Raw genomic sequence first — 23,196 nt, 5'->3', positions numbered from 1 at the left:
TTTAATATTCAGGATGCCACATGGTTTCTTCAATCCGCTGGTCGATTTCAGCTTCCGTGATTGAGTCGGCTACCCCGTCCGCGATGGCGGCCAGCGCGACCGCATGGGCAATTTTGCGACTGACATCACGGATGATCGTCAGCGAGGGGAGCAGAGACGCTGTACGGTCCTTGAGCGCGGGAGAAGTTTCCTTCAAGGCCTCCGCGGCGGCAATGAACATCGCATCGGTGACTCGACGTGACCGCGACGCGAGGATGCCCAGCCCCATTGCCGGGAAGATATAGCTGTTATTGCATTGTGCGATCGTATGCGTGACGCCGTTGTGATCAACGGGATCAAACGGGCTGCCCGTCGCGATCACGGCTTTGCCATTCGTCCATTCCAGCAGATCCGCAGGTGTGGCTTCCGCACGTGAAGTCGGGTTGGAGAGTGGAAAGATGACCGGGTGTTCGACATGCGCTGCCATTTCGCGAATGATGGGTTCTGAGAAGGCGCCCGCCTGTCCGGTAGCGCCAATTAAAACACCCGGTTTTGCGTTGCGGACCACATCGGCGAACGAGACGGCTCCAGAAGTATCACAATCCCAGCTTTTCAGAGATTCTGAAGGCTGTGACAGCTGCTGATGCAGTTCGTCGAGATCCGTACGCCCGGAATGCAGGAGCCCGTCCCGGTCGATCACATAAAAATGAGAACGAGCCTCGGGTTCGCTCATGCCTGAAGCCATCATCGTCTGTTTCAACTGCAGACAGATGCCAACTCCGGCAGAGCCTGCACCCAGCATCACAATGTTCTGGTCCTTTAATTCTCCTCCCCCGGCAGCGATTGCGGCGAGGATCGTCCCCGTGGTGACGGCGGCGGTGCCTTGAATATCGTCGTTAAAGGTACAGAGATCATCCCGGTATCGATCCAGAATCCGTTCGGCGTCGACGGACGCAAAGTCTTCCCACTGCAGCAGAACATTCGGGAAGCGTTTTTTGACTGCCGTCACGAACTGGTCAATGAATTTGTCGTACTCTTCCCCCTTGATGCGATTTTCCCGCCAGCCAATGTAGCGGGGGTCGTCGAGACGTTCCTGATTATTGGTGCCCAGGTCAAGTACGATGGGCAGTGTTTTCTCGGGGGCAACTCCGCCACACAGGGTGTACAGGGAGAGTTTGCCGATGGGAATACCCATGCCGCCCACTCCCTGGTCGCCCAGCCCCAGAATTCGTTCGCCGTCTGTGACGACAATCACATCAATGTCCCGTTCGACGTTTTCCAGGATCGCATCCATGGAATCCCGTTCCGGGTAGGAGATGAAAATTCCACGGGGGCGTCGATAAATATGGCTGAAACGTTCACACGCCAGGCCCACAATGGGCGTATAAACAATGGGCATCATCTCTGTGATATGCCCCAGCATCAGGCGATAGAAGAGAGTTTCATTTTCGTCCTGGAGCTGCCTGAGATAAATATGTTTGTTAATCGGTTCCTTGAAGTCACAGAAGGCTTCGTAAGCGCGTTCGACCTGTTCTTCGAGAGTATCCACATGCGGTGGCAGGAGCCCGAGTAATCCGTGCTGGATTCGCTCCTCGGTCGTAAAAGCAGTTCCTTTATTCAATAGGGGGTCTTCCACCAGCAGGGTGCCGCGTTTCTCGATCGAAAATTCTTCTGTCGTACGTCCTGTATTCATGTCAAATTCAATCCCGATGTGAAGAGTCGTGGGTGAGGAAGTGATACGGGCAACCTGATCTAAAAGGTACTTCCTGTATCAGGCATAGAATAGTGGAAAAGTGGTGAGTCTGTCGATGTTACTCTTAAGAAACTGGACGGATTCCTGTAAGCTGGAGTTTGAGCAGCAGGGACAGTCCCATGATTTGCCGGGAAACGGCGGAAGTAGGCGATACACGACTTGCAACTCGGTTTCAGATTTCGTACATAACAGCACCAAGTGAATGATCTGTCTGCACGCTGGTTGCTGAAACAGGTCTTCACAGTTTATTCATGTTTCTGGAATGTTTCCTTTATGCCGCGTCAATTTAATATTGCTCTGGTGCAGGTCTCGCTGAACGGGACTCCCGATGAGAATCTGATCAAGTGCCTCGACTGGGTCCGCACGGCCGCAGGAGAAGGGGGACAGGTCATCTGTCTGCCCGAGCTCTACAGTTCGTTTTATTTCTGTCAGAAAGAGACGACTAAATATTTCGAGTTCGCCGAGCCACTGTATGACAAGTCGTTCACCGCGTTCAGTAAGCTGGCGGAAGAACTGGGCGTAGTCATTATTGTTCCGTTTTTTGAGAAACGGACCGAAGGCCTGTATCATAACAGCGCTTACGTGATTGACGCAGACGGCAGTGAAGCGGGCCTGTATCGCAAGATGCATATTCCCGACGATCCCTGCTTCTACGAGAAGTTTTATTTCACGCCCGGTGACCTGGGCTTCAAAGCCATTCAGACCCGCTTCGGGAAAATTGGCACTCTGATCTGCTGGGACCAGTGGTTCCCCGAAGGTGCCCGGATTACTGCCTTGAGTGGCGCGAATGTGCTGGTCTACCCGACTGCCATCGGCTGGCATCCCCATGAAAAAGCCGAGTACGGTGTGAAACAGCACGATTCCTGGATGACGATTCAGCGGAGTCACGCGATTGCCAATGGCACGTTTGTCGCCGCCGTCAACCGGGTTGGATTTGAACAGCCCGAACCCGAGCAGCCGGGGCTGGAATTCTGGGGAGCTTCCTTTATCTGTGGACCCCAGGGAGAAATCATCGCCCAGGCATCGCACGATCAGGAAGAGATTCTGATCGCCGAGGTCAACCTGGATGAGATGGCAGAGGTCCGTCAGAACTGGCCGTTCCTCCGCGACCGCCGCATCGACGCATATGGCAATATCCTGAAACTCTATCATGATGATGCCTCTCAATGAGTGAGGTCACACGTAGACTGCCCGCAGAATGGGAACCGCAGCAGACGACGCTGCTCTGTTTTCCGCATAACGGCAATGACTGGCCGGGCAAGTACGAGGTCATCAAGTGGGCATTTGTCGAAATCATTCGCAAGGTGGCCGAGTTCGAGCGCGTCCTGCTGGTTGTGAAAGATGGGGAACTGCAGCAGAAGGTTGATGGCATGCTGCAGCAGGCGCATGCCAATACGAAGCAGGTCAAATATATCCTGCAGAATACGAACCGCAACTGGATGCGCGATTCAGGGCCGATCGTCGTGCAGCGAAGTGACGGCAAACGGGAGGCGTTGCAGTTCCGCTTCAACGGCTGGGCCAAGTATCCCAACCATCGACTGGACTGGCAGGTCCCCTCCGCGGTGGCGAAATCGCTCAAGGTTCCTGTGACGGAGGTCTGCTACCAGGGACGCCCGGTGGTTCTGGAAGGAGGCGCCATCGAAGTCAATGGACGGGGCACTCTGATCACGACCGAAGAGTGTCTGCTCGATCAGAAAACCCAGGTCCGTAATCCCGGTTTCACGAAAGAAGATTACGCGGCGATCTTTAATGAATACCTGGGCGTCACGAACGTGATCTGGCTGGGGGACGGCATTGAAGGGGATGACACACACGGCCATGTGGATGATATCTGCCGTTTCGTGAATCCGACGACTGTCGTTGCCTGTATGGAAGCGAACAAAAAAGACGTCAATCATCATCGCCTGGCACAGAATCTGGAGCGTTTGAAAAGTGCCCGCCTCGAAGAGGGCAGTAAACTGAATGTGGTAGAAATGCCAATGCCGGCGCGACTCGACTTCGAAGATCTCAGGTTGCCTGCCAGCTATGTTAACTTTCTGGTGACGAATGGTTGTGTGCTGGTGCCGACCTTTAATGATCCGAATGATGCAATCGCTTTGGGCATACTCAGCGCCCTTTTTACTGAGCGCCGCGTTATAGGCATTCATGCGGTCGATCTGGTGTGGGGGCTGGGCACGCTACACTGTTTGAGTCATGAGATTACGGCTGGAGAATAGAAAACTGGCTCAATAAACGATCTTTGATTGAGTCCGGGCAAGCGAGCAGGTATGATAATTAAGAACATTTAATTATCTGGCCGCCAGATGATCCTGCCGCTGTTTTATCTCCTGCCCGCATTCCCGCTCATGAGGTCGCTGCTATGAATCGCCTGCTTTTGTTGTCTTTGTTTGGCTTTCTGTCTGTTGTTTCTCCGATTGCTAATGCGGCGGAAGATTTAACTGTGCTTCCCGCTCTGGAAGGTGCAGCAGCCGAATCTGGTCTGGTGTATCAGGCTCTGCAAAAACGTGCGCATGAAGCCTTCGCGAAACGGAAAGCAGTCTATGAAAACATCAAAACGCCTGAAGACTGTGAAGCCTACCAGAAGCGGATGAAAGATTTCTTCCGGACGCAGATCGGCGGGTTTCCGGAGCGGACGCCCCTCAATCCCCGCGTGATCGGAAAGCTGAAGGGGGACGGATTTCGGGTTGAGAATGTGATTTACGAAAGCTGGCCCGGTCATCATGTGACGGCCAACCTCTATCTGCCTGACAGTAAACCCCCTTATCCGGGCGTGCTGGTTCCCTGTGGACACAGTCATAATGGCAAGGCCTCCGCCGCGTATCAGCGGGCCTGCATTCTGCTGGCAAAAAACGGAATGGCGGCGCTGTGTTACGATCCGATCGGGCAGGGGGAACGGTATCAGGTGCTGTCCGAACAGCCGAACGAATATTTTAAAGGCGGGAGTCGCTACCGACCGCCTCATCCGCGTGTGCAGTACTACTGCACTGCCGAGCATACGCTGTTTTCGGTCAGCTCGATTCCATTAGGCAGCAACGCGGCCCGGTATCGGATCTGGGATGGGATGCGGAGTATTGACTACCTGGTGAGCCGTCCGGAAATTGATGCGAAACGAATTGGCTGTACCGGAAATTCCGGGGGTGGAACACTGGCGAGTTATATCATGGCGCTGGATGATCGCGTGCAGGCTGCAGCGCCGGTCTGTTATTCGACCATGTATCGTTATCTCATCGATTTTAATGGTCCGCAAGATGGCGAGCAGAATATCTTCGGTCAGCTCGCCTATGGAATGGACATCGCCGACTATACGCTGATGCGGGCTCCCAAACCGACGCTGATCTGTGCCGGCACACTCGATAGTACATTCAAAATTGACGGGACATGGGAACTGTTCCGCGAAGCCAAACGCTTTTATACACGACTGGGCTACGCGGAGCGGGTCGGGATTATTGAAGCAGACGCCCCGCACGGATTTACGATTCAGCTGAGAGAAGGAGCGGCCCGCTGGATGAACCGCTGGCTGTTAAACAAAGAAAACCCGATCTTTGAAGTCGAAGATCAGCCTGTTTTTACGGATGAAGAACTGCAGTGTTCGCAGTCGGGGCAGATTCTGCTTGATGCAGGCGAACGATCGCTGTTTGCTGTCAATGATAACTTGAACCAGAAGCTGGCGGCAGAGCGGGCTGCGTTTTGGAGTTCAACAGATGTAAGTGCCGCAAGAGACAAAGTGCGCGAGATTTCCGGTATCCAGCCACTCGGTTCATTGCCGCGACCTGAGTTCAAAGAAGTGGGCAGCATTTCACGCGACGGTTATCAGATTCAGAAACTGATTGTCACCCCCGATCACGGAACTCCTCTGCCAGCACTGCTGTTTTTGCCGAACATGCGTCAGGGAGATCTCGTGTTATACCTGCATGGCGGTGGCAAACAGGTGGAAGCAGAAACAGGTGCGGCGATCGAGCAACTGGTGAAACAGGGTGACGTCGTCCTCGCGTTGGATGTGCGTTGTATTGGTGAAACTTCGCGAAAGAATAATCGTCGAATTGGCTGGTCGCATGGACTGCTGGGGCCGAACTATCATGAGTGTGCGCTCGCGTATCTTCTGGGCGAGTCAATGGTCAAGTTACGGGCGGAAGATATCCTCGTAGCGGCACGGTTCCTGTCGGAAATTCAGTCAAAGAAAAAAACAAACCCGGTTGTGGTGACCGCGATCGGCGAAACTGCAATTCCTGCACTACATGCAGCAGCCCTGGAACCGGGGCTGTTTTCAAAAGTAAATCTGAGCCAGATGATCACTTCCTGGGGTGAAGTTGTGAAAACACCTGAGACGCAGAATCAGTTGATCAATACGGTACACGGCGCACTCAAGGTATATGATCTGCCGAACCTGATTCAACTGGCGGGACGTGAAAAAGTCCAGGTCACTCTGCCGGCAAGTGTGACCGCCGGGCTGGCGTCGCAGGAGTAAATTGGAACACTGTCTTAACAACCTTAAGTAGTGGTTCCCGCCGGGAGACTCGCTGGACAACGCCTGCTGCGCCCTTGATAATGGCTGTTCCGGTATTATTAATTATTTACTACAGAACCTGCGCTCAATGGGAGAATACTAGATGCAATCGCTGACTCGACGGATGGCTTTGAAACTGTTTGCAGCAGGAACGACATTTCTGGGCTTCAACAGACCGGGCGGTCTGCAGGCGGCTGATAAAGCAGAGGGAGGTTCTGTCGTAGGTCGCTGGGCTAAAACGCACGATCGGGTCTGGCTGGGAGAAGAATTCTGGGCCAATCCGATGGAAGACTGGCGGATCAAAGAGGGGGCCGCAGAATGTCTGTCGACCGGAGGTAGCCGAAATATTCAGTTGGTCACACACCAGTTGACCAATACCGGTGCGCCGTTCAGGATGTCCGTCCATGTAAGTCAGCGGGAAGTCAAGCAGCAGGATGGCGGCGTTGGTTTTCGGGTGGGTGTGAAAAGCGATATTAACGAATACCGCAGCAACTGCTTCGCCAAAAATGGCATCAAGGCAGGCGTGATCGATGGCACGATGGTGCTGGGCAACAAGCAGCAGAAGTTATCTCGGCCGGCTGACATGAAAGACTGCGTGCTGACGCTGATCGGGAAACCGGACGGAGAAAAGTATTCGCTGACGTTAATCGTTTCCAACCCCGAGTCAGATAAACCACTGGGAACTCTGACCCAGACGTTTCCCACACAGGCGCTGCTGGGCAATGTGGCGGTCGTCAGCAATTTCGATCCCCGCTTCAAACGGATGATCGGTGCCCGCTATCGCTTCAGTGATTGGTCGGTCAGCGGCGATGCCTTTACCGTTTCACCCGAACACAAATTTGGACCGATCTTATGGTCGCAGTATTCGCTCAGCGACTCACGCGGCGACGAGGGTTTTGTGATGAAGATCACTGCTCTGACGGGCCCGCTGGGTGAGCAGGATAATAAAGACGTGGAACTTTTCATCAAACAGGAGAAGGAATGGAAGTCTCTGGGGACTGCTGCTCTGGATACAGATGCGTGGACGGCGACCTTCCGTGTGCCCCACTGGAACGAGAAAGAGGCAACGCCGTTCAAACTGGTTTACCAGGAAAAGCTCACGGATAGCACTGAACTGGCTGCCGAGCGAACCGGTATCATCCGGGCGAATCCGGAGGGGCGTCCGCTGAAACTGGGAGCGCTGACCTGCCAGAAAGATTACGGGTTTCCGTATGAGCCGGTGGCAAACAATCTGTTGAAAGTCGATCCGGACCTGCTCTACTTTTCAGGCGATCAGCTCTATGAGGATCATGGCGGTTTTGGCCTGATTCGTGACCCTGCGGAGCCGGCGATTCTGAATTACCTGCGCAAGTTTTATATGCATGGCTGGGCCTTTGGTGAAGCCATGCGGGACCGCCCGACGATCTGTCTTCCCGACGATCATGACGTCTTCCAGGGGAATATCTGGGGGGAAGGCGGGATGAAAATGAAGGAAGGGACCACTTCTTCCAATGGCGGTTATCGGGAACCGGCGCGGATGGTGAATGTGGTTCATAAAACGTGTACCGCCCACCACCCTGATTATGCTGACCCGACTCCCTGCAAACAGAACATCAGCGTGTACTATGGCGATATGGTGTATGGCGGTGTGGGATTTGCCATCATTGCTGACCGACAGTTTAAAAGTGGACCCGAGCGTGTGGAAACAGGAAGCGGCCGGGCAGACCATGTGACGGATGCGAACTTTGATACGTCAGTCCTCGATAAACCCGACCTCGTCCTCTTGGGTGAGCGCCAGGAAAAGTTTCTGGAACGCTGGTGTGAAGACTGGCGGGCACACAACATCAAAGTCCTGTTCAGTCAGACTGTATTTGCCGGCGTTGCCACACATCATGGCAGCTATGATGGTTATCTGAAAGCCGACCTGGACTCAGGCAGCTGGCCTCAGACCGCGCGGAACCGCACGGTCAAAATTATTCGCAAAGGAATGCCGCTGCATATCAACGGCGATCAGCATTTGACATCGCTTTCACAATACGGAGCCGACGAGCAGCGCGACAGTTGCTGGTCGTTCTGCACGCCCGCAATTTCCGCCGGTTACCCACGCTGGTGGCGACCCGATGAGCTGGGGATGCCTCACAAAAACCGTCCTCAGCATGGACTGGCAGATACTGGTGAATTCATTGATGGCTTCGGCAATAAAGTGTATGTTTACGCTGTCGGCAATCCCGAACCTGCTTCTGAAAAGAACCGTTATGATCTGGCTCATCAGAAGGGGAGCGGCTTTGGCCTGGTGCTGATCGATCCGGAAAAGAAAACATATACGCTGAACAGCTATCGTTTTCTGGTGGATGCAACGGACGGAAAAGCCTCCAGTCAGTTTCCTGGCTGGCCCGTAACGATTCACCAGAAAGAAAATGGTGGCGATAATCTAATACAGTAAACTGCTTCTGCGTGATTGACTTCTCTTTATTAACCCGCCGGTGTCAGGAGATGGAGCGATGTGGAAATTCTTTCTGGTAACAGCTGCGCTGACGGTTCAGGTCACAACAGTATCCCTGGCACAGACACGCGAAGAAAAAGTGAAGCAGGATCGTGACCATGTGGAGTCAACCGGGTACTGGATCTACAACGACCTGGAACAGGGGTTCATAACGGCGAAAGAATCGAATAAACCATTGCTGGTCGTCCTGCGGTGTATTCCCTGTGAGGAATGCGTGAAACTGGATGAACAGCTGATGGAGCAGGACCAGAACCTGAAGCCTTTAATGGACAAGTTCGTCCGTGTGCGGCTGATTTCCACCAACGGGCTGGATCTGTCGCTATTTCAATATGACTACGATCAGTCGTTTGCCGTTTTCATGCTGAATCCTGATAGGACCGTTTACGGGCGGTTTGGAACCCGTTCGCATCGGACGATGTGGACGGAAGACGTTTCGATTACCGGTCTGCGAAAGGCCATCGAAGGGGCGCTGGAACTGCATAAGAACTATGAGACCACAAAGGATTCGCTGGCCGGGAAGCAGGGGACAAAGCCACTGGTGGCCTCTCCGGAAAAGTTTCCGTTGCTGGCTGGCAAATATAATTCGCGGATCAATGATAAGCAGAACATTGTGAAAAGCTGCATCCACTGCCACCAGATTGGCGATGCCCAGCGCGATTATTATCTGCGTGATCAGAAACCGCTGCCCAATCAGATTCTGTTTTCGTATCCACATCCCAAAATCCTGGGGTTGATTCTCGACCCGCAGGAAAAAGCGACGGTGCAGGATGTCACTGCAGACTCCATCGCCGCGCAGGCTGGATTTAAAGCAGGGGATCAGGTCCTCTCGCTGGAAGGCCAGCCTTTACTTTCAATTGCCGATGTGCAGTGGGTCCTGCAGCATGCGAAAGAGACAGATCAGCTGGTAGCCAGTGTCAACCGCGGTGGTCAGGAACTTGATCTGACCATGTCACTACCCAAAGACTGGAGACGCAAGGATGATCTTTCCTGGCGTGTGAGCAGCTGGCCTTTACGACGGATGGTACTGGGAGGGGCCGTACTGGAGGAAGCGACGCGCGAGGAACGCAAGCAGATCGGACTGACAATGGCGTCTCCCGATATGGCACTGCGTATCAAGCATCTGGGGCAGTACGGCGCCCATGCCGCAGCTAAGAAAGCGGGTTTCCAGAAAGGGGATCTGATTCTTTCCTATAACGGCAGAAAAGATCTGAAACGAGAGACCGACCTGCTGGCGTATGGCGTGAATGAATTGAAGCCTGGCGAATCCGTTCCGGTCACGGTTCTTCGTGAAAGGAAACGGTTAGGCCTGTTTCTGCCCCGGCAGGAGTAACTTCAGAATATGATTCGCCTGGCGGTTCAGCGCCAGGTGAGTGTTTTTGTCTGTCGGTTCCAGGCATGGTCTTCGATATTGGTACGCGTTGTCAGTGTGACGCCGGTTGGTGTGAGCTGTGCTATAGTCCAGCCTGTTGTGGAATGATCAGGGTTGGCCACATAGGAAGTAGCGGGTGTGTTGAGAATGTGGATCCCTTTATGCTGGGCGTTACCGCGATCATGAATGTGACCGTGGATATAGGCTTTGACCTGCGGCCGCGAAACCAGTAATTCCCAGAGCTCTTCCGAATCGGTCAGTCCGCCGGGAAAGTGGACGGGGTCTCCCCCCAGTCGCGGGTTGTGGTGGGTGACAATGATCGCCGGTTTGTCGGCGTGTGCATCAAGTGCATTGGCCAGCCAGGAACGCTGTTCTTTCCCAAGCGTCCCCTGAGTGACCATCGTTTTGTGAAGCGAATCGAGCAGGAAGAAGTTAGCAAACTTCGTCTGCACGACGGAGATATGTCGTGATTTGACAGGAGGGGCAGAGGGTCTCTGTTCCTGCATCACTTCATAAAAGACATCGCGTTCGTCGTGATTTCCCAGTGTGAGATGTGTATCAATTTTCGCTTCCTGCAGTGGCTGAATCAGACTGGCAAAGTGTCGATAATCGCCGGGTTGCCCATCACGGAGTGCAAGATCGCCGTTGATCAGGACGCAGGCAGGTTTTTGCGGCAATTCCACCAGTTCAGTGACGATCTCCCGGAGATGCGTGGGGATGGGAGACTTTGGGGGATGCTTTTCGCCGATGTGCGTATCATTTAAGAGATAAACAATGTCGGACTGCTGTGTTTTCTGTTCTGCTGCCAGTAGACCGGTAGAACAGGTGACGAAGCCGGCACCCAGCGTGAAAAGGAACTGACGACGATTTTGTGCAGGCAGATGAACGGGCATGGCAGGAGTTCCCTGTGTTGGATCGTTTCGGGCAGGATTAATGCGGCAATGTCTCAGTATTATCGTAAACGACGCGACGGCTGTGCGAAACCGAAACATGCTTTATTTTTGTTTAAGAACCGGTGAGGGTTCGAGCAGATACAGTGATTCACGCCCCATGCGTTCGCAGATTCCGAGCGCCTCGGAGAACGGGATATCCAGTCGTTCGACGCGATCAGGGGTCATAAAGACGACCCAGCCGGACCAGGGATCGGGGGAGCCGGGCATGTAGACGGAGACGAGTTTTTCGTCGGTGCGTTCGGCTTCGAAGGCGATGCGGGTCATGTCATCCAGGCGCACCAGGACTGGCAGCATTTCCGGCTTATTATGATCGCCGCCGATACTGCCTTTCAGCTGTTCCCGGTAGATAGCGTAGCGGGGGAATAGCAGGATCAGATTCTTCTCGATCAATCGTGACAGACTTCGCCCGATGGACCAGCGTGCTACCAGGCCAGCGGCAAAGCACAGCAGGAGTACGATGCCCAGTGCGAGGCCAATCAGCATGGCGATGCCCGCAGGAGTTTTGACGGGAATGTAATCGGAGAGGAACGTGGCGATGGAAAGCACGATGGGCACGATTTGTCCGACGAGCGCTCCGATCACGATTAATGGCAATAGAAAAATCAGCCCCCCGATCGCGGTGGTTTTCAGGAAGCCGAAACTTTTTTTAACGTGCTGTGACATGTAGGATCGTCTTTGCTGCAAAATTATAAAAGAGTTTATGGGGCGATTGATTTAACCTGAGGCGTCAGTGTTTTTACCAGTGTATCGCGGCGTTCCTGAAGTTCTGTCAGCTTCGTTGACTGAGACTGAGTCAGATTCTGTTTCTCATAAGGGTCGGCTTTGAGATCGAACAGAAACTCTTCTCCGCCAGCATCCTGAATGTACTTCCAGTCGCCTTGCCTTAATGCAGACCAGCGACCTCGTTTCAGTTCGGCGTGGGGACCGAGTTGCCAGTAGAGTTCTCTGGTTCCCACTGGCGTCTGGCGGGTTAACAGACCGGAGATGTCTTTTCCATCCAGAGTCAATCCGTCTGTATCGACATTGGCGAAATGACAAATGGTCGGGAACAGATCGAGCGCCCAGGCGACCTCGTTCGTTTCCGTACCTGCTTTGATCTTACCCGGCCAGCGGATGATGCAGGGGACGCGAATGCCGCCTTCGAACAGGGTCGCTTTGGCGCCTCGAAAGGGTTGATTGTTGCCGCCGTAAACATAGTCGCCGCCGTGGTCTGTCATGAAGATGACCAGCGTATTCTGGTCCAGCCCGTTATTTTTCAGCGAAGACATGACGCGACCAATGCCATCATCGAGGGAAACCGTCATGGCGGCGAATTCGCGGCGGACTTTATCTTTGATGGTTCCGACCCGTTTTAAATCATCGCCGCGAGCCTGCATGATATTGACCGGACTCTGATCGCCGGGAGACCAGCCTTTACCGAAATGGGGCGCATTGTAGGACAGGAACAGAAAGAATGGTTTGTCTGTTGTCTGCTGATCTTTCAGGAAGTGTTCTGCTTCTTCGGTAATGAGATCGGTTGCGTAACCATTCTCTGAGACATGACGCTGGTTGTGATACCAGTCGGGGATGTTGCCATACGTCATGGTGAAGTAATCGATGCAGCCTCCGGTATGTCCGCGAAACAGATCAAAGCCATGCGCAGTGGGGAGGAATGATTCGGTACCATGGCCCAGATGCCATTTGCCGAGCAGGGCGGTCTGATAACCGTTCTGTTGCAGGACGTCAGCGATGGTCGTTTCGCCGGGTTGAATGCCGCGATTCTGATCGATATCACTCATAAACATTAACGCGCCCAGCAGCTGATCCTGCGAGCGTGTCGGGTTGCGACCCGTGAGGATGCCAAAGCGGGAGGGAGTGCAGATTGCCGATGCGGAATAGTACTGGCGAAACAGCAGGCCCTCTTTCGCCAGTTGATCAATGTGGGGAGTCGGGATTTCACTGCCATAACAGCCGACATCATTGATGCCCTGATCATCAGTGAAAATAATCAGAATGTTGGGCCGTTCCGCTGCCTGCAATTGAGAGCAGAATGCGAACAGAGATAAAAACATCAGGATTGAGCGACGGGGCGTATTTAACATCGGATTCCTGCCAGAGTGAGTGAAATCAACCAGGGGACGAAAGCGATTCGTTGCGGTCACTCACTATTGTGCATGAAAAGCGACTGTCAGGCAATGATGTCGTGCACGACGTTGCCGCCTTCAGTGCCGGTCAGGCGGAATTCACGGTTTCCCTGGTGGAAAGTCAATCGATCGTGTTGCAGTCCCAATTGATGCAGGATGGTAGCATGCAGATCGCGGAAATGGACTTTACCTTCAATGGCCCGGGCACCTGTGGGATCGGTTTTTCCATAGGCCAGTCCGCGTTTGATACCTCCGCCGGCCATCCAGAAGGTGAAGCCACGGGCATTGTGACCGGTCTCATTTTTTTTCGTTTCGGGAACAAGACCCGGGCGACCGAATTCGCCACCCCAGACAACCAGGGTTTCTTCCAGCAGGCCCCGTTGTTCCAGGTCTTCCAGCAGGGCGGCGATGGGAGCATCCGTTGATTCACAGTTCGCGGTCAGGTCGGCACGATGGTTTTTGTGCTGATCCCAGCTGCCATGATTGACTTCAATGAAACGTACGCCTGCTTCGGCAAAGCGACGCGCCAGCAGACACTGACGACCGAAGTCGGAGTCTCTACAGGTTCCTGCAGTTTTGCCCTGTCCGACGCGATAGCGTTCGAGCGTCGATTTCGTTTCCTGGCTCAGATCCAGCAGTTCGGGAGCCGCCATCTGCATACGGAAGCCGAGTTCCATCGACTGGATCACGGCGTCAAGGCGGGTATCATCGGGCCGCAGGGTCGCATGTTCGCGGTTCATGGCCTGCACGAAATCGAGCTGTCGGCGTTTGACAGGCGTGGGCAGGTGATTGCTCTGAATGTTGCCAATGGTGGCGGTGGACATGTTGGTTGTATTGAGTCCGATCGGTGTGCCTTCGTAAACGGGAGGCAGAAACGCACTGGAGTAGACGGATGGCTTTTTCGGGTACAGGCTGATGAAGCCGGGTACATTTTGGTTTTCGGTTCCCAGGCCATACAGAATCCAGGATCCCAGACTGGGACGCGGACGCAAGCGGTCGCCGGTGTGCAGTTGTAGAAATGATTGTGCGTGATTGGTGATGTCGGCGTGCATGCCGTTGAGGACACAGAGTTTGTCGGCGTGTTTCGCGGTTTCGGGGAGCAGTTCAGATATCCAGAGTCCGCTTTCGCCATGCTGTGCAAAATTGAAGACCGAGCCGGGATGTTTTTTCTTGCCGGTCTGCGGTTTATAATCGAATGTATCCAGTTGCGCGGGGCCGCCACTCATACAAAGGAAGATCACACGTTTCGCCCGCGCGCGAAGTTGCGGTGCGCGGGCTGTCAGGCTGGCCGGGACTGCGGAATCGCTGGCGCTCGTTTTCTGACCACAAAGGGCAGACAGTGCGAGGTAACCGAAACCGCAGGAAGCCGATCGTAACATTTCGCGTCGTGATATTTCGAGCATGAGGTCGTTCCTCTGACTGTGATTGTGATTTTTATTGTGTTTTCAGTGTCAGTCGACATAGCGAAATTCGCTGGTGGTCAATAATGCCTGGCAGAGTGTAGACCAGACGATAAGACGCCGTTGTTCTGTTTGTGATACTTCTGTATTCAGACTTCGATCGAGATCCTGCAGGAGGGTCAACGTTCGTTGAAGTTCAAAAGATTCGGGGAGGCGCTTAAACGTCCGCTGATAGACCAGATTGATACGTTCTGTTTCTTTCAATTTCGGATCGGTCAGGACGTCTCGGGCAAAGGCCTGCGACTGTTCAATCAGAAAATCGCTGTTGAGCAGAAACAGACTTTGGGTAGGCAGCGTGGTTTCATTGCGCTGTCCGACGGGTTTTGTGGAATCGGGCAGATCAAAGGCAGCCAGCTGTGCCGGTTCGGAATGACGTAACATACAGAGATAAATACTGCGATGGTTTGAAGGCAAATGCAGGTTGCCCGCCGTATTGACAAGTTCGTCGACATTCGCAATGGAAGAGCCCAGGCCGGGGTCCGGATTGAGTTGACCGCTGGTTGCGAGAATACTGTCCCGGAGGGATTCCGCATCGAGGCGACGTCGATTATGGCGACAGAGAAGCTTGTTTTCCGGGTCGGCATCCCGCACGTCGGCTTCACAGAAGCTGCTCTGTTGATAAGTGCGGCTGAGGACAATGCTGCGAATCAGTTGTTTGATCGACCAGCCTTCACTGCGGAAGCGTGTCGCCAGGTGATCGAGCAGTTCGGGATGTGTGGGGCGTTCGCCGTAGACGCCAAAATCATCGGGAGTGCGAACGAGCGCCTGACCGAACAGATGCAGCCAGATGCGGTTCACCATCACGCGGGAGGTCTGAGGATGATCGTCAGAGGTGAGCCATTCTGCCAGTTGCAGGCGACCACTTTGTGAGGCATCAATTTTTGGTGATGACGTCATGTTACAGGCAGTCAGGAAGCCTCGAGGTACACTGGGACCGAGCTTTTTGGATTCCCCTTTGATATTGATTTTACAATCCGTCGGTTTTTTCTTTTCACGCACGCCCATCGCCAGCGGTGTTCCGGCGGGATAGACGTATTTGGGTTTCTTTTTTCTTGCTTGAACACGTTTGTTCAAGACTGGCCTGGCACCGCTGTCCGGTGGCGCGACATAGTGGTGTTTCGCTTTCAGAACATGCAAAGGGGTTTCCGGCGCGGTTAAAGGCTGATGGCCGGCAGCGCCCCACATGGTTTCGGTACTGAGGAAGATCCCCGCCATAGCATAATAGTCGCTGGTGGGAATGGGGTCGTGTTTGTGATCGTGACAGCGGGCACAGGCGACACTGAGCGCCATCACGCCTGTGCTGACAACATCGATCTGATCGTTGACCACGTCCATGTCGAAGTTGACATTCATGGCTTTGGCGGGTTTGGAACCGAGGGCCAGAAAGCCAGTAGCGATCAGCAGACGGTCGCGTTCTGCGGGCGTTTCCGCTGGAAGCAGGTCACCCGATATCTGTTCGGTGAGGAAACGATCGTAGGGGAGATCATTGTTGAATGCCTGAATGACGTAGTCGCGGTACCGCCAGGCATGGGGGAAAGTCGGGTTGCGACTGAGGCCGTCATTTCCGTTCGATTCACCATAGCGGGCTACGTCGAGCCAGTGTCGCCCCCAGCGTTCCCCAAAATGAGGAGAGGCCAGCAGCTCATCGACCAGTGTTTTTACAGCGGCCTGTTGTCGACGCTGATAGTCGTCCAGAAAAGTCTCGACCTGTTCCAGCGTGGGGGGGAGACCGGTCAGGTCATAATATAATCGTCTTACCAGTTGCCTGGGAGCAGCATCATAAGTGGGCTTCAGGCCGACGGCTTCGATGCGGGCGAGAACAAACTGATCGAGCGGGTCAACACCCCAGTGCTGATTCTGAACGGCAGGGAGTTCAGGGTTTGTGATCGGTTGAAACGACCAGAGTGCGGGGTCGGCAGAGGCGGAGACCGTATTCGGTTTTTTTGCGATGAGAGGGAGATCGCTGCGGGGATCGGGGACACCCATCTCCACCCATTTGACGAAGTCGGTGATCACTGCTTCGGGCAGTGGTTCATTGGGAGGCATCTCCAGCCCGTCGTAACGGAGTGCCTGGATCAACAGGCTTTCATCAGGACGACCTTCGACAAACGCCGGTCCTGATTCGCCACCCTCACGCATGCCATCGCGGGTATCCATTCGCAGTTTGCCACCCAGTTCTTCTGATTTGGCGGAATGACACGAGTAGCATTTCTTGACGAGTACGGGGCGGATCCTGTTTTCGAAAAAAGCCCGTTGTGCGGGATTCATCTTCGCGTGAACCGGCTTTTTAGATGATTTGCTGGCAGCGAAAGCAGGATGAACCGGATAGAACGAGATCGCGAGAAAACAGCAGACAGCAGAAATCAGGGTGGTGAGCTTACGCATGGCCGACGAATTCTATGCAGGCAGGAGTAGTCGTACGCGTTCAGGTAAGATGTAGTGAACAAGGATAGATCATACTTGGTTGATGTGTTTAAGTCAACAACCTTAAGTTTCTTTCGGCGTGTGGGAGAGACAAACGCCAGACTTTTGTGAGCAGGGCCTGACAAAACGATAATCGCTACGGTTTACCTGATTGATGTGACGTGCTGTACTGATACGATTGGAGAATGTTCCGAAATTAAAAATGTGAACTGACAGAGAGTGAACAGCATGTTAACAGAATATGATGTAATTATCGTTGGTGGTGGAGGTAGTGGTCTGGCGGCGGCCGTGCGGGCGCTGGAGCAGGGGGCGAGCGTGCTCGTGCTGGAGAAGCAGCCTCAACTGGGAGGCACCACGGGAATGGCCATCGGTTCTTTTACTGCGAATGGAACGAGTCTGCAGCGTGACGCGGGTGTGATTGATAACGCGGACGACCATGAGACAGACGCGGGACAGTTCGCGGCTGCGGAAGTTGAAGCGCAGAACAACAGTGAACTGCGGCGGTTTTTTCTGGGGGAGACTGCAGTGACGCTGGAATGGCTGCGAGGCATGGGCCTGTATTTTCATGGTCCTAATCCGGAACCGCCGAACCGGGTGCCTCGTATGCATAATATTGTGCCAAACGCGAAAGCATACATCGCTGCCTTTCAGGCGAGGATCATCCGATTGAAGGGAACGATAGTCTGCAGTGCGCCGGTGGTAGAACTGGTATCTGATGGAACACGGATTACGGGAGTCGTCGCGGAAATCGAGGGGACTCAAAAGGCGATCACTGCGAAACGGGGGGTGGTACTGGCGGCCGGAGATTATTCCAGTGCACCGGAGATGATCGGACGATTCAAAGGGGATCGGTTTAAAACGATTGAGGGGGTGAACCCCAAAGCGTGCGGCGACGGGCATCTGCTGGCAGAACAGGTGGGGGCGCAACTGCTGAATATGGAGATCACCTACGGTCCGGAACTGCGGTTTGTGCCGCCCCCGGGAGATCCCTTCGAACAGTTGCTGCCAACCAGTGGCCTGCTCGCAAAACTGTTGGGGAAACTGGTGCCTCTGCTGCCGCAGGCGGTGATCAACTGGCGGATCAAACGATTGCTGTTAACGTGGCAGCATCCAGAGAATTCTCTGTTCGATGATGGCGCGATATTGATTAATGCAGATGGCTGCCGCTTCTGTAATGAAACCGATTCTCCTGCCCGCGAGATCGCGATTTCCGAGCAGCCGGGAAAAGCCACTTTTATTTTACTGGACGAACGGATCGCCGCACATTACAGCCAGTGGCCTTACTTTATTTCGACCGCGCCGAAAATTGCGTATGCTTACGTGGACGATTATCTCAGACTGCGTCCGGATGTGAGTGTGGCGGCAGATTCGCTGGAAGCCATCGCAGAACAGCGGGTATTAAATGCATCAAATTTGAAAGCAGCAGTGCAACAGTTTAATCATTACGTTAGCGGGGAGCATGTAGACTCGTTTGGCCGGACCGGTGATGCATGTCCTCTGACGGGAAAACGCTGGGTATTGCTGGGACCGGCGAAAGCGTATTTTACGACCACAGAAGGGGGTGTGGCGATCAATGCGGGATTGCAGGCGCTGAATGAAAGTGGGCAACCCATTCCCGGTTTGTATGCGATTGGCAGTAACGGCATGGGAGGCCAGGTGCTGTGGGGACATGGGCTGCACATCGCCTGGGCGATCACCAGCGGTCGGCTGGTGGGGGAAAAGCTGGGGGAAAAACTCAATTCAAGTGAGCAGTGAGCATGCTGGGAACATCAGGAGAAAGAGCAGAAAATGGATGAATTTTCAGAGTGGCAGGAATGTCAGATTGATCCCTCCCGGGGAATGGAAGTTCCTGCGGTGCATGACAACTATGTGACGGCGCTATCGATTGATCTGGAGCAGGGGACACTTATTCTGAAGACACTCTATCAGGAAATGAATCAGCGGGAAGAACAGACTGATTTGCGATTTTTCGGGGTGCTCGCGCATCATTTTAATGACATCATGGCTCCCAGTATTCTGTTTGATGTGGAATGCAATACCTTCCAGACTCTGCTGAATGAGTGGGAGTGGCTGTTTCTCAAGCGAAAAAAACATGGATGGCCACTCCGTTCTTATGAAACAATTCCAGAACTGGAAAATGTTCTGAAAGAACGTGACCTCAAAGCGTACAGGGTGAGGGGAATCTGTGGGCTGGATGGGTTTGTGATCGCAGAAAAAGTGGCATATCGGACGCAGACTATCAATTGATAATTCTGGCTCAGTTACTTTGTAATAAACAGTCTCAATTTCGAAACCGTATCAGGATGAGACTCCGTCCGTATTACTCGCCAGCCAGGGGAACTGCTTTTACATGACACTCCGAACGATTCTGGATTTCCTTTTTTCCGTCAATTGATTTGCTTAATTCCATGACGCGGGCTCTGATCTCAGGGTCTTTTTTCCAGCCGGTATTTCTTGCCAGATCAAGTAACTCTCGCATTTCAGGAGACATTGGTTTGACTCTTTCGCTCATTGGCCTCAGGGGGACTCCTTCAGCGTCAATATAGGTTTCCTGATGTATCAAAGAGAGAATCATAATCAGAAATGCAAACAGACCAATGCAGAGACTGATCGGACGGGACAACAGCCAATTCAGCAGCAGGCAAACATGCGAGTACATGGTGCACCTTCATTACTAGAGAAAAGGGTTTCTGTGCCTGCAGAATTCTAAATTTTAGTTTTGTGACATGTATTTTTAATAAGAATTAAAGGGATGAGGATCAGAGAAAACTCATCGCTTAAGAGAAAAATATAAAGAGATAAATATGCTTCGTTTAGACTGTGTCCCGTTTTACTGTCGCGTCTTGAGGGCCATTGAGACAGAGTAGATTAGAATGAGAGACGCTACGGTTCAAAGTACTTCGCTTTAGTATAGAGAGTCTGGTTATATAAACAATTATTAGTATGTTTTTTTGTTAATATTTGCAAAAATTATCTGGATGTAAAATCAGAGGGATTTTTTGCTGTTTAGCCAATGATATCTCTGGTATGGATGCGATAGAGCCAGCTTTCAAATCCCGATTGATCGGTGCGGTTGCCGTCGCGGAGGGCTCCGATTTTTTCGATGGCTCGCTGTGAGCGAATATTTTCGGGCCCGATGAGAAAGATGACAGAATCGACAAAACGGAAAGCGTGATGCAGCATGAGCTGTTTCATTTCGCCGTTATAGTGTCCGCCCCAGTGTGAGCGAGCCAGGAAGCTCCAGCCGATTTCGACTTCAGAGGCAGCGGGAGTGTAGCCATTAAAACGAGAGGAACCAATGACTGTTCCCGTATTGTTGTCAATGGCGACTAAAGCACCGCCAGACGACAGGGATTCCTGGAACAGTTTTTGAAATACCGGTTCCTGATAACGCGTGCGGGCGGGGTGCTGTTCCCAGAGGAGCGGGTCAGAGGCGACAGCATACAGGGCGGCATAGTCGGCAGCCTGGAGGGGACGCAACTGAAGCAGTTCACCTCTGAGTGTGGGTTGCAGATCGAATGTCATGAGGCTGCCTTCCATTCACGATTACTGACAGGTGTGGACTTGGATGGATCCGATTTTAAATTCAGTTATCAGTAAGAGTAAATAGAGCAGAACAGGTTCAGTTTTTCTTAGCGGCTCTAAGACCATTTGGACTGAGCATATTAGATTGAAAGACGCTAAGGTCCCAATTGATTCGATCTAGTGCCGAATATTCATCTGAGTGACTGGGACCTGGATTGATTAAAATACCCTACTGCGCGAGATCATCTGGAATTCACTTACAGATCATCTAAACGATTGATTAAGGAGTTTGGAATGACTGTGTTTTCTCTGTCGAATTTTGTGATTTCATTGCTTTTGGAAGCATCATCTTCAAAGGCATGGTGGCGTCAAGCAGGATTCCCGAAATTCGATTGGCGATAGGGTGGTGAAAGGTTCCGATCAGATGGTGATCGATTCGCGAAAGCAGCGTGATGGTGCAGCGAAGTGCGTCGATAACCGGGGATCGGTTGAGCAGGCATTATGAAAAAGAGGACTGAAACAAGGGTTTTAACTGTGAATATGTGGCAGTAGTTCGTGTGCTTTCACTAACCTGAAAAATGACTCGCGCGCGCGACGCAGGTCAGGGAGTTTCTCCAGCGGCGCGGGACTGTCAAGTTGAATCTGAACAGCGATAAAGAGAAGTGCATATTTCTTCGGTATCGAGTCAGCACGTCTCCTGTTCTGCTGATAGATTTTGTGGATCTGAGCCCGATGGTCCAGAAAAATCAGAAGTGAAAGCAGTTCCTGAAATAAATCATTTGACATGTTTGCAGAAAGATCTGTAGACTTGGGTTAATCGTATGTATATTAATAAACAAATGGTACGATTATGTTTGACTATCACTGTGTTTGCTCGTCTTCAGCATTATTGTTTGCAGTAAATTCGTATTTAAGATGACGTGCTTAATTTCAATCTTTTCATAACACCCGCCAGGTACGACGTACCCGAAGGTACAGGGGAATTCTGATCGAATAGTATTTTACAATTCTAAAAAAGGAACGGCAGCATGCATCTGAAACGCTCACAGAAACATGGTTTTACGCTGATTGAATTATTGGTCGTCATTGCAATCATTGCTATTTTAATTGCATTGCTGCTACCTGCGGTACAACAGGCACGTGAAGCTGCCCGCCGCAGTTCCTGTAAAAACAATATGAAACAGCTGGGGCTGGCCTTTCATAACTATCACGAAACGTTCAAGCAGTTTCCACTGCAGCAAACCTGCTGTGCGACTGCCGATACCGGTTCTCCCGCACCACAAACCTGGAGAATTCGTCACAGCTGGACGGTACGCATCCTGCCTTATGTTGATCAATCCAACATTTATAATCAGATGAATTTCAGTACGGATGGAATGTATGGCACCAATCTTACTTTGAAGCAAGAGAAACTGGTGGTGGTTATGTGCCCTTCAGACCCGATGATTCAGGATACTGATACAGGAGCCGATGATGGGAGCGGGTCACAGCGGGGACAGACGAACTATGCGATCTCCGCCGGCGGGCATCCGAATGGTGCTGCCACAACCCCTGGTACGTCCGGGAATACATATGGACAATTCGGTTCTGTCCCCAAAGCCCGGGATGTCCGGGGGATGTTCAGCCGGAGCGGGTATTCTGCAAAAATCAGCCAGGTAACAGACGGCACGACAAATACGATTATGATCGGAGAAGTGATCGGACCGCTCTGCCTGTGGCAGGACTGGGGCTACCAGAGCTGGGGAACGATGGCACATCCGATCAACTACCGGAATGACGAATTGATTGCCGGGACTCTGAGCAGAGGAGACGCCAACGCCACGATCGGTTTTCGCAGTCGCCACGAAGGAGGCGCGTTCTTCACGATGGCTGATGGCAGTGTGCATTTTTTGAGTGAGAATATAGATGGTAATCTCTATCGAAATCTGGGCGATAAAGCTGATGCGAATCCTATCGGTGATTTTGGCGGGTAAGACTGCTTTTCATTTTTCATTCAGGAATTTTTCAGCCATCTTACTTGTTTTATCACTGTCAGGTAATTGGGTTTTCCCAGAAAGCAGCGTTTCTGAACTGCAAGATGTTCTTCTCTGATTCCCAGGTCGAGCGATTTTAAAGAGGCTCATACAAACGGAGACACAGGCTGAAATTACAATTATATCTACGATTCAGATTATTAATTGAGAGGTGTTTACATGTCAGGTTTTCAAAATAATGCCTGCTGCTTCAGCTGGATTTTCATGAGTCTGATGTTAACTGGCTGTGGTGGAGGTGTAGATGATGCCCCTGTACTGGCAGAAGTGGGTGGGAACGTCATTTGGAATGGAAAACCCCTGGATGAGGGAACGATTGTATTTCATCCCACTACAGGCCGCTCGGCTTCGGGGGTGATTCAAGCCGGGAAAATATTGGAAGTCACAACAACCAGAAAAGGTGATGGGGCTCCGGTAGGCGAGAATCAAGTAACCATTTTTGCTACCAAACCCGATCCTGAAGATCTTTCCGGAATGGGGACGATTTCACTGATTCCGGAAAGATACAACGACGTCAAGAAATCAGGATTGAAAGTGATTATCAAAAGTAATGAGATCAATAAGGTCAACTTCGATCTCGTAAAATAATCGGGT

The 23,196-nt window shown here is 52.4% G+C and carries 18 protein-coding genes; 9 read left to right on the top strand and 9 right to left on the bottom strand.

The features are described 5' to 3' along the window. Window position 1: 1 nt before the first annotated feature. A complete protein-coding gene (locus tag GmarT_RS24965) occupies window positions 2-1,672 on the bottom strand; it encodes an NAD-dependent malic enzyme (RefSeq protein WP_002648471.1) in 1,671 nt (556 codons plus the stop codon). Window positions 1,673-2,005: 333 nt separating this feature from the next. Here GmarT_RS24965 and GmarT_RS24960 point away from each other — a divergent pair, with 333 nt between their 5' ends. The 5 genes from GmarT_RS24960 to GmarT_RS24940 all read left to right on the top strand — a co-directional run bounded on the left by GmarT_RS24960 (window position 2,006) and on the right by GmarT_RS24940 (window position 10,048). Continuing rightward, a complete protein-coding gene (locus GmarT_RS24960; protein ID WP_044239662.1) occupies window positions 2,006-2,902 on the top strand; it encodes a carbon-nitrogen hydrolase in 897 nt (298 codons plus the stop codon). After that, window positions 2,899-3,948 (top strand): agmatine deiminase family protein, encoded by a 1,050-nt coding sequence (locus tag GmarT_RS24955; protein WP_002648473.1) that lies wholly within the window; start codon window positions 2,899-2,901, stop codon window positions 3,946-3,948. Before GmarT_RS24960 ends, GmarT_RS24955 begins: the two co-directional genes overlap by 4 nt. Window positions 3,949-4,091: 143 nt before the next feature. Further along, a complete protein-coding gene (locus GmarT_RS24950; RefSeq protein ID WP_002648474.1) occupies window positions 4,092-6,197 on the top strand; it encodes an alpha/beta hydrolase family protein in 2,106 nt (701 codons plus the stop codon). Window positions 6,198-6,339: 142 nt separating this feature from the next. Then, entirely contained in the window at window positions 6,340-8,658 is a 2,319-nt protein-coding gene (locus GmarT_RS24945) for an alkaline phosphatase D family protein (RefSeq protein WP_002648475.1), read from the top strand. Window positions 8,659-8,716: 58 nt separating this feature from the next. Next, a complete protein-coding gene (locus GmarT_RS24940; protein ID WP_002648476.1) occupies window positions 8,717-10,048 on the top strand; it encodes a Trx7/PDZ domain-containing (seleno)protein in 1,332 nt (443 codons plus the stop codon). Between the two features lie 26 nt (window positions 10,049-10,074). On the opposite strand, the gene GmarT_RS24935 is transcribed toward GmarT_RS24940, so the two are convergent. The 5 genes from GmarT_RS24935 to GmarT_RS24915 all read right to left on the bottom strand — a co-directional run bounded on the left by GmarT_RS24935 (window position 10,075) and on the right by GmarT_RS24915 (window position 17,008). Further along, window positions 10,075-10,980 (bottom strand): metallophosphoesterase, encoded by a 906-nt coding sequence (locus tag GmarT_RS24935; RefSeq protein WP_002648477.1) that lies wholly within the window; start codon window positions 10,978-10,980, stop codon window positions 10,075-10,077. Between the two features lie 102 nt (window positions 10,981-11,082). Next, window positions 11,083-11,703, bottom strand: coding sequence for a DUF502 domain-containing protein (locus GmarT_RS24930; protein ID WP_002648478.1), 621 nt, complete (start codon window positions 11,701-11,703; stop codon window positions 11,083-11,085). Between the two features lie 35 nt (window positions 11,704-11,738). Then, complete coding sequence (locus GmarT_RS24925) at window positions 11,739-13,121, bottom strand: sulfatase-like hydrolase/transferase (protein ID WP_002648479.1); 1,383 nt, start codon at window positions 13,119-13,121, stop codon at window positions 11,739-11,741. Between the two features lie 86 nt (window positions 13,122-13,207). Then, complete coding sequence (locus tag GmarT_RS24920; RefSeq protein ID WP_002648480.1) at window positions 13,208-14,566, bottom strand: DUF1501 domain-containing protein; 1,359 nt, start codon at window positions 14,564-14,566, stop codon at window positions 13,208-13,210. A 48-nt stretch (window positions 14,567-14,614) separates the two neighbouring features. Further along, complete coding sequence (locus tag GmarT_RS24915) at window positions 14,615-17,008, bottom strand: PSD1 and planctomycete cytochrome C domain-containing protein (RefSeq protein ID WP_002648481.1); 2,394 nt, start codon at window positions 17,006-17,008, stop codon at window positions 14,615-14,617. Window positions 17,009-17,275: 267 nt separating this feature from the next. Here GmarT_RS24915 and GmarT_RS24910 point away from each other — a divergent pair, with 267 nt between their 5' ends. After that, window positions 17,276-18,802 carry an FAD-dependent oxidoreductase gene (locus GmarT_RS24910; protein WP_002648482.1) on the top strand — a complete coding sequence of 509 codons (1,527 nt, stop codon included), beginning with the start codon at window positions 17,276-17,278 and terminating at the stop codon, window positions 18,800-18,802. A 33-nt stretch (window positions 18,803-18,835) separates the two neighbouring features. Continuing rightward, the gene (locus GmarT_RS24905; protein ID WP_002648483.1) at window positions 18,836-19,294 is read left to right on the top strand and encodes a hypothetical protein; all 459 of its coding nucleotides are present in this window, start codon (window positions 18,836-18,838) and stop codon (window positions 19,292-19,294) included. Window positions 19,295-19,367: 73 nt separating this feature from the next. Here the strand turns inward: GmarT_RS24905 and GmarT_RS24900 are convergent, their stop codons facing one another. From GmarT_RS24900 to GmarT_RS24890, 3 genes are all read right to left on the bottom strand, one after another. Then, entirely contained in the window at window positions 19,368-19,706 is a 339-nt protein-coding gene (locus GmarT_RS24900) for a hypothetical protein (RefSeq protein WP_002648484.1), read from the bottom strand. A 347-nt stretch (window positions 19,707-20,053) separates the two neighbouring features. After that, window positions 20,054-20,572 carry a GNAT family N-acetyltransferase gene (locus GmarT_RS24895; protein ID WP_044239642.1) on the bottom strand — a complete coding sequence of 173 codons (519 nt, stop codon included), beginning with the start codon at window positions 20,570-20,572 and terminating at the stop codon, window positions 20,054-20,056. Between the two features lie 528 nt (window positions 20,573-21,100). Continuing rightward, window positions 21,101-21,358, bottom strand: a complete 258-nt coding sequence (locus GmarT_RS24890; RefSeq protein ID WP_002648487.1) for a hypothetical protein — start codon at window positions 21,356-21,358, stop codon at window positions 21,101-21,103. Window positions 21,359-21,600: 242 nt separating this feature from the next. Between GmarT_RS24890 and GmarT_RS24885 the strand changes: the two genes are divergently transcribed. Beyond that, on the top strand, window positions 21,601-22,545 hold the full coding sequence (locus GmarT_RS24885; protein WP_002648488.1) for a DUF1559 domain-containing protein: 945 nt from the start codon (window positions 21,601-21,603) through the stop codon (window positions 22,543-22,545). Window positions 22,546-22,764: 219 nt separating this feature from the next. Then, window positions 22,765-23,190: a hypothetical protein gene (locus GmarT_RS24880; RefSeq protein WP_149303388.1), complete on the top strand. Its 426-nt coding sequence runs from the start codon at window positions 22,765-22,767 to the stop codon at window positions 23,188-23,190. Window positions 23,191-23,196: the final 6 nt, after the last annotated feature.

It is taken from the genome of Gimesia maris, assembly GCF_008298035.1.
Lineage (GTDB): Bacteria > Planctomycetota > Planctomycetia > Planctomycetales > Planctomycetaceae > Gimesia > Gimesia maris.
Note: the sequence above shows the minus strand (reverse complement) of the source record. Positions and strands in the feature narration are given on the sequence as shown.

What these genes read in the sequence shown, in the direction of transcription:
- GmarT_RS24945 (WP_002648475.1), top strand. Translation starts at nt 6,340, where the DNA reads ATGCAATCGCTGACTCGACGGATGGCTTTGAAACTGTTTGCAGCAGGA.
- GmarT_RS24885 (WP_002648488.1), top strand. Translation starts at nt 21,601, where the DNA reads ATGCATCTGAAACGCTCACAGAAACATGGTTTTACGCTGATTGAATTA.
- GmarT_RS24960 (WP_044239662.1), top strand. Translation starts at nt 2,006, where the DNA reads ATGCCGCGTCAATTTAATATTGCTCTGGTGCAGGTCTCGCTGAACGGG.
- GmarT_RS24930 (WP_002648478.1), bottom strand. Translation starts at nt 11,703, where the DNA reads ATGTCACAGCACGTTAAAAAAAGTTTCGGCTTCCTGAAAACCACCGCG.
- GmarT_RS24940 (WP_002648476.1), top strand. Translation starts at nt 8,717, where the DNA reads ATGTGGAAATTCTTTCTGGTAACAGCTGCGCTGACGGTTCAGGTCACA.
- GmarT_RS24890 (WP_002648487.1), bottom strand. Translation starts at nt 21,358, where the DNA reads ATGTCAAATGATTTATTTCAGGAACTGCTTTCACTTCTGATTTTTCTG.
- GmarT_RS24895 (WP_044239642.1), bottom strand. Translation starts at nt 20,572, where the DNA reads ATGACATTCGATCTGCAACCCACACTCAGAGGTGAACTGCTTCAGTTG.
- GmarT_RS24955 (WP_002648473.1), top strand. Translation starts at nt 2,899, where the DNA reads ATGAGTGAGGTCACACGTAGACTGCCCGCAGAATGGGAACCGCAGCAG.
- GmarT_RS24925 (WP_002648479.1), bottom strand. Translation starts at nt 13,121, where the DNA reads ATGTTAAATACGCCCCGTCGCTCAATCCTGATGTTTTTATCTCTGTTC.
- GmarT_RS24910 (WP_002648482.1), top strand. Translation starts at nt 17,276, where the DNA reads ATGTTAACAGAATATGATGTAATTATCGTTGGTGGTGGAGGTAGTGGT.
- GmarT_RS24905 (WP_002648483.1), top strand. Translation starts at nt 18,836, where the DNA reads ATGGATGAATTTTCAGAGTGGCAGGAATGTCAGATTGATCCCTCCCGG.
- GmarT_RS24935 (WP_002648477.1), bottom strand. Translation starts at nt 10,980, where the DNA reads ATGCCCGTTCATCTGCCTGCACAAAATCGTCGTCAGTTCCTTTTCACG.
- GmarT_RS24880 (WP_149303388.1), top strand. Translation starts at nt 22,765, where the DNA reads ATGTCAGGTTTTCAAAATAATGCCTGCTGCTTCAGCTGGATTTTCATG.
- GmarT_RS24915 (WP_002648481.1), bottom strand. Translation starts at nt 17,008, where the DNA reads ATGCGTAAGCTCACCACCCTGATTTCTGCTGTCTGCTGTTTTCTCGCG.
- GmarT_RS24920 (WP_002648480.1), bottom strand. Translation starts at nt 14,566, where the DNA reads ATGCTCGAAATATCACGACGCGAAATGTTACGATCGGCTTCCTGCGGT.
- GmarT_RS24965 (WP_002648471.1), bottom strand. Translation starts at nt 1,672, where the DNA reads ATGAATACAGGACGTACGACAGAAGAATTTTCGATCGAGAAACGCGGC.
- GmarT_RS24900 (WP_002648484.1), bottom strand. Translation starts at nt 19,706, where the DNA reads ATGTACTCGCATGTTTGCCTGCTGCTGAATTGGCTGTTGTCCCGTCCG.
- GmarT_RS24950 (WP_002648474.1), top strand. Translation starts at nt 4,092, where the DNA reads ATGAATCGCCTGCTTTTGTTGTCTTTGTTTGGCTTTCTGTCTGTTGTT.